Origin of the sequence: Peterkaempfera griseoplana, from assembly GCF_001418575.1 — a bacterium.
GTDB lineage: Bacteria > Actinomycetota > Actinomycetes > Streptomycetales > Streptomycetaceae > Peterkaempfera > Peterkaempfera griseoplana.
Map to the genome: position 1 here is coordinate 1 of NZ_LIQR01000494.1, position 10,358 is coordinate 10,358.

8 protein-coding genes are annotated in these 10,358 nt (G+C 73.9%); 6 read left to right on the top strand and 2 right to left on the bottom strand.

Translation table 11 applies throughout. From position 1 onward, the window contains the following. Positions 1 to 26: 26 nt before the first annotated feature. The 4 genes from AOK09_RS30805 (at position 27) to AOK09_RS30820 (ending at position 4,702) form a co-directional block, all read left to right on the top strand. On the top strand, positions 27 to 770 hold the full coding sequence (locus tag AOK09_RS30805; RefSeq protein WP_055590519.1) for an HAD family hydrolase: 744 nt from the start codon (positions 27 to 29) through the stop codon (positions 768 to 770). Beyond that, positions 767 to 3,112 (top strand): glycoside hydrolase family 65 protein, encoded by a 2,346-nt coding sequence (locus AOK09_RS30810; protein WP_055590520.1) that lies wholly within the window; start codon positions 767 to 769, stop codon positions 3,110 to 3,112. Before AOK09_RS30805 ends, AOK09_RS30810 begins: the two co-directional genes overlap by 4 nt. 130 nt (positions 3,113 to 3,242) lie before the next feature. Continuing rightward, positions 3,243 to 4,451, top strand: a complete 1,209-nt coding sequence (locus AOK09_RS30815; protein ID WP_055590521.1) for a cytochrome P450 — start codon at positions 3,243 to 3,245, stop codon at positions 4,449 to 4,451. Then, complete coding sequence (locus tag AOK09_RS30820; RefSeq protein ID WP_063796124.1) at positions 4,448 to 4,702, top strand: ferredoxin; 255 nt, start codon at positions 4,448 to 4,450, stop codon at positions 4,700 to 4,702. The genes AOK09_RS30815 and AOK09_RS30820 overlap by 4 nt, the downstream gene beginning before the upstream one ends. Positions 4,703 to 4,799: 97 nt before the next feature. Here AOK09_RS30820 and AOK09_RS30825 read toward each other — a convergent pair whose 3' ends face one another. Continuing rightward, complete coding sequence (locus AOK09_RS30825; protein ID WP_055590522.1) at positions 4,800 to 6,032, bottom strand: DUF4032 domain-containing protein; 1,233 nt, start codon at positions 6,030 to 6,032, stop codon at positions 4,800 to 4,802. Positions 6,033 to 6,176: 144 nt separating this feature from the next. Between AOK09_RS30825 and AOK09_RS30830 the strand changes: the two genes are divergently transcribed. Further along, positions 6,177 to 7,052, top strand: a complete 876-nt coding sequence (locus tag AOK09_RS30830; RefSeq protein WP_055590523.1) for an LLM class F420-dependent oxidoreductase — start codon at positions 6,177 to 6,179, stop codon at positions 7,050 to 7,052. A 25-nt stretch (positions 7,053 to 7,077) separates the two neighbouring features. Here the strand turns inward: AOK09_RS30830 and AOK09_RS30835 are convergent, their stop codons facing one another. Continuing rightward, positions 7,078 to 9,441, bottom strand: a complete 2,364-nt coding sequence (locus AOK09_RS30835) for an FUSC family protein (protein ID WP_055590524.1) — start codon at positions 9,439 to 9,441, stop codon at positions 7,078 to 7,080. A gap of 244 nt (positions 9,442 to 9,685) precedes the next feature. Between AOK09_RS30835 and AOK09_RS30840 the strand changes: the two genes are divergently transcribed. Beyond that, the coding region (locus AOK09_RS30840) for an alpha-ketoglutarate-dependent dioxygenase AlkB family protein (RefSeq protein ID WP_055590525.1) at positions 9,686 to 10,358 on the top strand (673 nt) is incomplete at its 3' end.

The window sequence follows — 10,358 nt, forward strand, 5'->3', positions numbered from 1 at the left end:
GTGCGGGGCCGGGGGAGGGTGGAGGCATGACGAAACTCGGTCTGCCGGACACCGTCCGGGCCTGCCTGTTCGATCTCGACGGTGTGCTCACCAGGACCGCCGTCGTGCACGCCGCCGCCTGGAAGGAGATGTTCGACGACTTCCTGCGGCGTCGCGACGGCGCCGGCTTCCGTCCCTTCGACCCGGTGGCCGACTACGACGAGTACGTCGACGGGCGGCCCCGCGCCGACGGCGTCCGCACCTTCCTGGCCTCCCGGGGCATCGAACTGCCGGAGGGATCGGAGGACGACCCTCCCGAGCGGGACACCGTGCACGGCCTGGGCACCCGCAAGAACATCCTGGTGCTGGAGAAGATCCGCCAGGAGGGGGTGGAGGCCTACCCGGGCTCGGTCCGCTTCGTGGAGGCGGTACGGGCCGCCGGACTGCGCACCGCCGTGGTCTCCTCCAGCGCCAACTGCCGTGACGTCCTTGCGTCGGCGGGCATCGAGGACCTCTTCGAGGTGCGGATCGACGGCGTGGTCGCCGAGGAGCGCAAGCTGCCGGGCAAACCGCACCCCGACACCTTCCTGGAGGCCGGCCGGGAGCTGGGCGTGGAGCCGGCCGCGGCCGCGGTCTTCGAGGACGCCCTGGCCGGGATGGACGCCGGGCGGGCGGGCGCGTTCGGCTACGTCGTCGGCGTGGACCGGGTCGGGCAGGCCGAGGAGCTGCGCAGGCACGGAGCCGACACGGTCGTGAAGGATCTCGCGGAGCTGCTGGAGGAGAAGGCGTGATCACCCACCCCTCGTTCGCGGTCGAGCCGTGGAGCCTGCGCGAGACCGAACTCAACCTGGATGTGCTGCCGCAGAGCGAGTCGGTCTTCGCGCTCTCCAACGGCCATGTCGGCTGGCGCGGCAACCTCGACGAGGGGGAGCCCCACGGGCTGCCCGGCTCCTATCTCAACGGGGTGTTCGAGCTGCGCCCGCTGCCGTACGCGGAGGCCGGGTTCGGCTATCCGGAGTCCGGCCAGACGGTCATCAACGTCACCAACGGCAAGGTGATCCGGCTGCTGGTGGACGACGAGCCCTTCGATGTGCGCTACGGCAAGCTGCGCTCCCACGAACGGGTGCTGGACCTGCGCAGCGGACTGCTGCACCGCTCCTGCGTGTGGACCTCCCCCGCCGGGATCACCGTGCAGGTCCGCTCCACCCGGCTGGTCTCCTTCACCCAGCGGGCGATCGCCGCGGTGGCCTACGAGGTGGAGCCGCTCGACGACGAGGTGCGGGTGGTGGTCCAGTCCGAGCTGGTGGCCAACGAGCAGCTGCCGCAGGCCGCTGGCGACCCGCGGGTGTCGGCGGCGCTGGAGTCGCCGCTGGGCCCCGAGGAGAACTACGCCCACGGCGAGCGGATGCGGCTGCTGCACTGCACGTCCCGCAGCGGCCTGCGGGTGGCGGCGGCGGCCAACCACTTCATCAGCGGCCCGGACACCACCCGTACGACCAGTGAGAGCAGCCCGGACGTGGCCCGGCTCACCGTCACCTCGGTGCTGAGGCCGGGCTCCGCGCTGCGGGTGGAGAAACTGGTCTCCTACGGCTGGTCGGGGGTCCGCTCCCAGCCGGCCGTACGGGACCAGGTGGAGGCCGCGCTGGCCGGTGCCTCGTCCACGGGCTGGCAGGGACTGGTGAACCAGCAGCGCAGCTATCTGGACGACTTCTGGGCGCGGTCGGACGTCGAGGTCGAGGGGGACGCGGAGATCCAGCAGGCGGTGCGGTTCGGGCTGTTCCACGTGCTGCAGGCGGGCGCCCGGGCCGAGGAGCGGGCCATCCCCGCCAAGGGCCTCACCGGGTCCGGATACGACGGGCACTCGTTCTGGGACAGCGAGACCTTTGTGATGCCGCTGCTGACCTACACCTCCCCGGGCGCGGTGGCGGAGGCGCTGCGCTGGCGGCAGTCCACCCTGCCGGCCGCCCGGGAGCGCGCCCGCCAGCTGGGGCTGCAGGGCGCCACCTTCCCCTGGCGGACCATCGACGGCCAGGAGTGCTCGGCGTACTGGCCGGCGGGCACCGCGGCCTTCCATGTCAACGCCGATGTGGCGGACGCGGTGGTGCGCTATGTCTCGGCCACCGGCGACGAGGCCTTCGAGCGGGAGACCGCCGTGGAGCTGCTGGTGGAGACGGCCCGGCTGTGGCGTTCGCTCGGCCACCACGACCACCACGGCCGGTTCCACATCGACGGGGTGACCGGTCCGGACGAGTACAGCGCGATCTCGGACGACAACACCTTCACCAATCTGATGGCCCAGGCGAACCTGCGGGCCGCCGCCGACATCGTGGAGCGCCACCCCGACCTGGGGGCGGCGCTGAAGGTGGACGACGAGGAGACCTCCGCCTGGCGCGACGCGGCCGAGGCGATGACGGTGCCGTACAACGCCACCGCCCAGGTGCACGAGCAGTCCGCCGGCTTCACGGGGCACCAGGTGTGGGACTTCGCCGGGACCAAGCCCGACCAGTACCCCTTGATGCTGCACTTCCCGTACTTCGACATCTACCGCAAGCAGGTGGTCAAGCAGGCCGACCTGGTGCTGGCGATGCTGCTGCAGGGCCATGCCTTCGACGACGAGCAGAAGGCCCGCAACTTCGCCTACTACGAGCCCCTGACGGTGCGTGACTCCTCGCTGTCCGCCTGCTGCCAGGCGGTGATCGCCGCCGAGGTCGGCCATCTGCGGCTCGCCTGGGACTATCTGGGCGAGGCGGCCCTGATGGACCTGAAGGACCTGGAGCACAACACCCGTGACGGGCTGCACATCGCCTCGCTGGCCGGCACCTGGATCGCGCTGGTCTACGGTTTCGGGGGGATGCGGCACCGCGGGGACACGGTGGCGTTCGCCCCGCGGCTGCCGGAGAAGCTGGCCAGGCTGACCTTCACCGTGATGGTGCGCAGCCGGCGGCTGCGGGTGGAGATCACCGCCGACACGGCCGTCTACAGCATCGTGGAGGGCGCCCCCCTGGAGGTGACCCACTACGGGCAGGCGGTCACCGTCTCCGACAAGGATCCCCAGACCCTCCCGATCCTCGCCGCGCCGGCCCGGCCGGAGCCCAGGCAGCCGCCCGGGCGGCGCCCCGGCCGGCGGACCTGACCGCCCCCGGGCCCGCCCGGGTGGTTCATGGCCGGTTTTGGCTTCTGGCCGGGCGCGGGGGCCTGCGTCTAACGTTTCGTCAGGTACGCGCCATTCGTCGTTTCCCAGGCCCTCGGGGCCAGGAGGTCGTATGTCCGTCACCCCCGGCCAGGCCGTCCCCGGGCAGCCGCTGGTCCCGCTGCACTGCCTGCGGTTCGCCGAGCCCGGCCCGCCCCGGCAGGCCGCACTGCCCAACGGCACCCCGGTGTGGCTGGTGAGCCGCCACCGGGACGCCCGGCAGGTCCTCACCGACCCGGCCTTCGGCCGCGCCCTGCTGTACGCACCGGACGCTCCCCCGCTCACCAGCACACCCAACCTGCTGGACGACCCGGACTCGCTGCTCAACCAGGACGGCCCCGACCACCAGCGGCTGCGCCGCACCGTGCAGCGCGCCTTCACCCCGCGGGCCGTCGCACGCTGGCGGCCGTGGGTGGCCTCGGTGGTCGAGCAGCTGGTGGACGACCTGGTGAAGAGCGGGCCGCCGGCCGACGTGGTGGCCGGCTTCAGCACCCCGCTGCCGGTCGCGGTGATCTCCCGGCTGATGGCGCTGGACGGCCTGGACCAGGACCGGATGCGGCACTGGAGCAATCTGGCACTCTCCGACTCCAGCCACACCCCCGAGGAGGTGGCGGCCGCGCTGCGGGAGTTCGGCGCCTTCGCGGCGCAGCTGATCGCCGAACGCCGCCGCGAACCGGGCGAGGACCTCGTCAGCAGTCTGCTGGCGGCGGCCGAGGCCGAGGGGTCCATTCCCGAGCGGCAGCTGGTGAGCCTGGTCTGCGGCCTGGTGGTGGGCGGCCATGAGACCACCATGACCTCCCTGGGCAATGCGCTGGTGTACCTGCTGAGCGAGGCGCCGGAGAGCTGGGTCCGGCTGGGCACGGACGAGGAGGCCGCCGGGGCCGCCGTGGAGCAGCTGCTGCGGGCCATTCCGCTGGGCGAGCCCAAGGAACTGCCCGGCACCGTGCGCCGGGCGTCGGTGGAGGTGGAGGTCGGCGGGGTGACCATCCCGGCCGGCGCGGTGGTCGCAGTGCAGAGCCAGATCGCCAACCGCGACCCCGAGGTCTACGCCGAAGGCCAGTTCGGCGACCTGTTCGCGCCGCTGGCCGCCCCCAGCCTGACCTTCGGCGCCGGACCGCACCACTGCCTGGGGGCCTGGCTGGCCCGGATGGAGATGCAGCTCGCCCTGCACCGGCTCGCCGACCGGCTGCCGGGGCTGCGGCTCGCCGAACCGGTCGCCGACATCGACTGGCGGCTGGGCAGCATCACCCGCAGCCCGCAGCGGCTGACGGTGGTCTGGTGAGCGGCCCCGCAGGCCCGGGCGCGGCCGGGGAGCTGGTGGTCCGGGTCGACCGGGCCCGCTGCGTGGGCACCGGCCTGTGCGCGGGCGCCGCCCCGGGCGACTTCCAGCTGGACGCGGACGGGAAGTCCCGGCCGCGCCGCGACACCACCGTGCCGTCCGACGGCCTCTCCGACGCGGCCGAGTTCTGTCCGGTGGAGGCCATCACGGTGGTCGACGCCGCCACCGGCCGCCGGGTGGCCCCGCTGGACTGACCGCCCGCAGTCACGACGACGGCCCGGCCGCAGGCCGGGGCTTGTCGGGCAGTGCCCGCCCGGCAAGCCCCGGCCCGGTCACGGCCCGGCGGGATGTTCAGTCGTCCAGCGTGGCCACCGGGTCGGGGATCTTCACCAGGACGTTGCGCACATAGTCGTCGACCGTGCGCTCCAGGCCCACGTCGCCCTTCTCCTGCTCGGAGAGGTACCAGCGGTGTTCCAGGATCTCGTGGTAGAGCTGGGCGGTGTCCATCCGGGCGCGCAGCTCCTTGGGGACCAGCCGCACCGTGGGCCGGAACACCTCCCGCACCCAGCGGTGGGCCACCACCTCGCGGCTGGCGCTCAGCGGATCGCCGGGCTCGAAGTCGTCCTGGTGGGCGGTGTAGGTCTCCAGGTCGTTGAGCAGGCTGCGGGCCTGGTTCTCCTCGGCGTCCAGGCCGGTGAGGCGCAGCAGCTGGCGCTGGTGGTGCCCGGCGTCCACGGCCTTGGGCAGGATGGTGACCTTGGCCCCGTCCGGGGAGTGCTGGATCTGCATCTCGGCGACGTCGAAACCCAGCTCGTTGAGACGGCGGATGCGGTCGTCGATCTTGTGGCGGAAGTTGCGCGAGTAGACCGACGCCCGGGTCAGCTCGTGCCACAGGTCCCCGTAGCGGGCCGCCAGGGCGTCGCCGAAGGAGATCGGGTCGACGGAGGGGTGCAGCGAGCCGCCCGCCTCCAGGTCCATCAGCTCACCCGCGACATTGACCCGGGCGATCTCGATGTCGTACGCCCGCTGGCCGTCGCTGAGCTGCGGCTGGAGCTGGCCGGTCTCCGCGTCCACCAGATAGGCGGCGTAGGCGCCGGCGTCCCGCCGGAAGAGGGTGTTGGAGAGCGAGCAGTCACCCCAGGCGAAACCCACCAGGTGCAGCCGGACCAGCAGCACCGCCAGGGCGTCCAGCAGCCGGCTGACGGTGCTGGGCCGCATGGTGGTCTCGAACATCGCCCGGTAGGGCATCGAGCCCTTGAGGTGGTGGGTGATCAGCACCGGTTCCAGGGCCTCGTCCCCGCCGTCGGTGCGGCCGGTCACCACCGCCACCGGCTCCACGGCCGGCACCCCCAGCCGGTGCAGGTCGCGCAGCAGCCCGTACTCGCGCACCGCATTGAACTCGCCGACCTCCTTCACCGCCACCACTTCGCCGCCGGCCCGGGCGAACCGCACCACGTGCCGGGAGATGCCGCGGGGCAGCGCCACCAGCTGCTCGGCGGGCCACTCCTCCAGCGGCACCTGCCACGGCAGTTCGAGGAGCAGGCCGGGGTGCTCCGGCGCGGCGGCGGTGATCTGGAAGCTCATGGGGAAGAGTGTGCGGGATCGGACGGCCTGCGGGCACATGCGCCCGCCAGGCGAGACCGCCGCGGCGGCCCCCGTCCGGGGAACACACCCCCGGCGGCGACGGTTGGCCGTGGTGGAGACAACCGGAAGCGAGGGGACACGGTCATGGCGCTCAGGCAGGCAGTGGGACGGTTCGGCATCTGGAGCGCGGAGCTGCGCTCCGACGACCCGGCCGCCGACGGGGAGATCCGGGAGGCGGCCGCGGAACTGGAGGAGCTGGGCTACGGCGCCCTGTGGCTGGGCGGCAGCAGCTCGGTGGCGCACGGCCGCCGCGTGGTGGAGGCCACCTCCGCCGTCACGGTGGCCACCGGCATCCTCTCCATCTGGCAGCACGACGCCGCCACGGTGGCCGCCGAGACCGCCGCGCTGGAGCGGGACCGTCCGGGCCGCTTCCTGCTGGGCATCGGGGCGAGCCACGCCAAGCTGGCGGCCGACTACAAGCGGCCCTTCTCGGCGATGCGGGCCTATCTGGACGCCCTGGACGCCGCGCCCGAGCCGGTACCGGCCGGACGGCGCGTGCTGGCGGCCCTCGGCCCCCGGATGCTGGCGCTCTCCGCGGAGCGCGCCGCCGGGGCCCACCCCTATCTGGTGACGGCCGAGCACACCGCGCAGGCGCGGGCGGAGCTGGGTCCGGAGCCGCTGCTGGCACCGGAGCTCAAGGTGATCCTGGAGACCGACCCGGAGCGGGCGCGCACCCTCGGCCGCGGGATCCTCTCGTACTACCTGGTGCTGCCCAACTACACCGCCAGCCTGGAGCGGCTGGGCTTCGGGGAGGACGACTTCCGCGACGGCGGCAGCGACCGGCTGGTGGACGCGGTGGTGGCCTGGGGCGGGCCGGAGGAGATCCGCAAGAGGGTCGCCGAGTTCCACGCCGCCGGGGCGGACCATGTGGCGCTGCAGGTCGTCGACGACAGCGGCCGCGGCGCCCTGCCGAGGGCGGGCTGGCGCCGCCTGGCGGAGGTGCTGGAGCTGCGCGGCTGAGCCCGGTCCGCGGCCGGGGCCGCGGTCAGACGGGGACGTCCTGCTGCGGGTCGCGGCGGGTCTCGCCACCGGACACGGTGGCGAGACCCAGCGGCCTGCCGAGGCCGAGGACGGCCTCGTCCAGCCGCTGGAGGTGGCGCAGCACCCGCAGGGCCACCGAGCCCTCGGCCCGGTCGCCCAGCAGTGCGGCGATGTTGGGGCCGGTCTCCAGGGCGGGGCGTTCCCGGCAGCCCTCGACGCGGCGGAGCAGGGTCCGCAGATTGCCGCGGATCCGCTGCGACGCACCGGTCAGCCGGGGGTCGGTGCCGATCCGCAGGCTCTCCGTGAGCTGCCCCTGGGGAAGCTGCTCGGCGACGGCCGCCAGACTGCGGACGTGGTACGCACAGGTCTCCAGCAGACCCACCACATAGCGGGCGGTGCGGCGTCTGGCACGCAGCGGGCTCACCGGGTGGGTGAGCGGGCCCACGGCGCGGCGCAGCCCGTCCAGGGCGGTGTCCAGGGCGCGGGCCGCGGTGAGCAGGTCCCCCGCGGGCTCCGTGCCGGGTGGGACGCCGGTGCCGCTGAGCCGGCAGACGGCGGCGGCGAACACCTCGTCCAGCCGCCGGAGCACCTGGGCCAGCTGCTCGTCGGTCCGGCTGCCGGTGGCCACGGGCAGCACCAGTACGGCGGCGATCAGCCCGGAGGCTGCGCCCAGCGCGGTCTCCTCGATGCGCAGCACCAGCACCTCGGTGCTGAAGGTGTGCAGCAGGGTGTAGAGCAGGCCGAGCATCATGGTGACGAAGAACGACATCAGGGTGTACGAGAGCGGCGCGGTGAAGGTCATCCCGAAGATGCAGACGATCACCAGCGCGAAGGCCAGCCGGGGGTCCCCGCCGACCGGGACGGCCAGCGCCAGCCCGGCCACGACGCCCACCACGGTGCCGATCAGCCGCCGATAGCCCTTGATCAGGATCTCGCCGGTGGACGAGGTGTTGATGAAGACCACCCAGCAGGTGAGCACGGCCCAGTACCAGCGCTGCGGTGAGAGCAGTTCACCGCCCAGGATGGCCAGCGCGGAGCCGACCGCGACCTGGCAGGCGGCGCGGGTGCTGGGGCGGCGCAGACCGCGGGTGCCGGGTTCGTCCGCCGGCTCCTCCTGCTCCACGGCGGCGAGGCTGGCGTCCTCGGCCTCCAGCTCCTCCCGGGAGCGCGCCGTCTCGGGGCTGTCGTCGGCGGAGTCGCCCTCGCGGTCCAGAGCGACGTGCAGACCCAGCATGGCGCGGGCGAGTTCGCCGACCGCCCGGAAGGCGTCACGGACGGCGGGCGACGCCTGCGGCAGCCGGTGGTCGTCGCGGTAGCCGAGCAGCCGGTTGCGGACCACGGCGTACCCGGTGCCCCGGCGCTGCGCCGGCGGGCGGCCGACCAGCAGCCGCAGGGCCCGCAGCTCCCGCTCCAGGGTCCGCAGCGCCGTGGCGTCGGGAGGGGCGGGGACGTACGGCGGGTGGGAGTCCGCGCCGGTCGGCCGGGCCGCCGGGCCGGTGGGCCCGCGGCTGAGCAGATGCATGTCCAGGGTGTAGTCGCGGCGCCCACCAGGGCCCTGCTGCAGGGCGCGCAGCAGCAGGATGCCCTGCCGCTCCGCGGCGATCTCCGCCTCGGCGACGCGGCGCTGCACCAGTCCGGCGGTGGCGGCGTCGGGAGTGCCCGCCTCCAGTCGGCTCTGGATCATCAGCGCGCACTCGTGCAGGCGCGCGGTGCTGCGGCTCAGCTCCACGCCGGTGCGGTCCGGGAGCGGCGCGCGGGCGCCCTGGGCCGCGGCCTCGGCCTGGGCGTCCAGCACCCGGCCCAGCCGTACCCGGAACGCGTGCTGCAGCCGCCGCAGGGTCCGCTCGGGGGTGGCCCGCACCACGCCGAACCGTACGACCGCCCCGGCCGCGAAGGCGGTCGCGACCACCGCGCACACCTGCGGCAGCGCGGCCGGGCCGGCCTGCACGAACTGGGAGACGAAGAACAGCTGGAAGGCGATGATGCCCAGCCCGGTGCCGCGCTGCCCGTAGCGGCGCACATAGACGGCGATGAAGATCAGCGCGACGAAGACCACGTCCGCGGCGACCCGGTGGGAGACCAGCGCGGAGGCCAGGGCCACCGAGAGCAGCGCGGTCGGCAGGCCCAGCGCCTGGGTCACCGCCTGGTCGCGAAGCCGGGGCTCACCGGCCGCGAAGGAGCACGCCAGGGTGGTCACCGCACCCACCACCAGCAGCGGCACGGGGGTGTGCACCGCCGCCAGCACCGCGAGCAGCAACAGCATGGCGCCGACCGTGTTGCAGGCCGCCAGCAGTCTGATCAGCCCCGGGTCCGAGGCCGTGAAGCGGTCCCAGAGCGCTGTCCACGCCTGCCGTGCCCGTCGTCCCATGCCCGCGACCGTGCTCCCCGAGTCCGATGGCCGATCCGTGCCTTCGTACCTTCGCGCTTCCGTGCTTCCGTGCTTCCTGCTTCCGTGCCGTCGTGCTTCCGTGCTGCCCATTCTCGACCAGACAGGGCGCCGCCTCCCGTGCGACGGGCCGTCCGGTCCGCCGCCCGGCGACGGCGGGGCGACGGGGCGGAGCCGCCCGGGGGACCATGGAGGCAGGACCGCGACCAGCCGGGGAGGGCACCGCATGACCGTACTGCCGCTGTTCGACGCGACCGCCGGGCATCCCCGGGAGGTCGCCCCCGGGGCTGTGCACCTGCCCGGCTGGCTTCCCCAGAAGCGTCAGCGGGAGCTGGTCGCGGCCTGCCGCGGCTGGGCGGCCGGTCCGGTTCCGATGCGGCACACCAGGCTGCCCCGCGGCGGTGTGATGTCGGTGCGGACGGTCTGCGTCGGCTGGCACTGGAGCCCCTACCGGTACACCCGCACGGCCGTGGACCACGGGGGCGGCCGGGTCGCCGACTTCCCCGGCTGGCTGGCCGAGCTGGGCCGGCGGGCGCTGGTGGACGCCTACCGGGACCCCGCCGCGGGCGACGGCTACGACCCGGACACCGCCCTGGTCAACTTCTACGACGCCCGGGCGGCCATGGGGATGCACCAGGACAGGGACGAACGCTCGGACGCCCCGGTGGTCTCGCTGAGCATCGGCGACAGCTGTCTCTTCCGGTTCGGCAACACCGCTCACCGGGGCCGGCCGTGGACCGACGTCGAGCTGGCCTCCGGGGACCTCTTCGTCTTCGGCGGCCCCTCCCGGTTCGCCTACCACGGGGTGCCCCGGATCCACCCCGGTACCGGCGACCCCGCCGTCACCGGGATGTCCGGCGGCCGGCTCAACATCACGCTGCGGGTCACCGGGCTGTCCG

Excerpts from the sequence above, each read along its gene's own strand:
- AOK09_RS30835 (WP_055590524.1), bottom strand. The coding sequence starts at position 9,441 with ATGGGACGACGGGCACGGCAGGCGTGGACAGCGCTCTGGGACCGCTTC.
- AOK09_RS30825 (WP_055590522.1), bottom strand. The coding sequence starts at position 6,032 with ATGAGCTTCCAGATCACCGCCGCCGCGCCGGAGCACCCCGGCCTGCTC.
- AOK09_RS30830 (WP_055590523.1), top strand. The coding sequence starts at position 6,177 with ATGGCGCTCAGGCAGGCAGTGGGACGGTTCGGCATCTGGAGCGCGGAG.
- AOK09_RS30815 (WP_055590521.1), top strand. The coding sequence starts at position 3,243 with ATGTCCGTCACCCCCGGCCAGGCCGTCCCCGGGCAGCCGCTGGTCCCG.
- AOK09_RS30805 (WP_055590519.1), top strand. The coding sequence starts at position 27 with ATGACGAAACTCGGTCTGCCGGACACCGTCCGGGCCTGCCTGTTCGAT.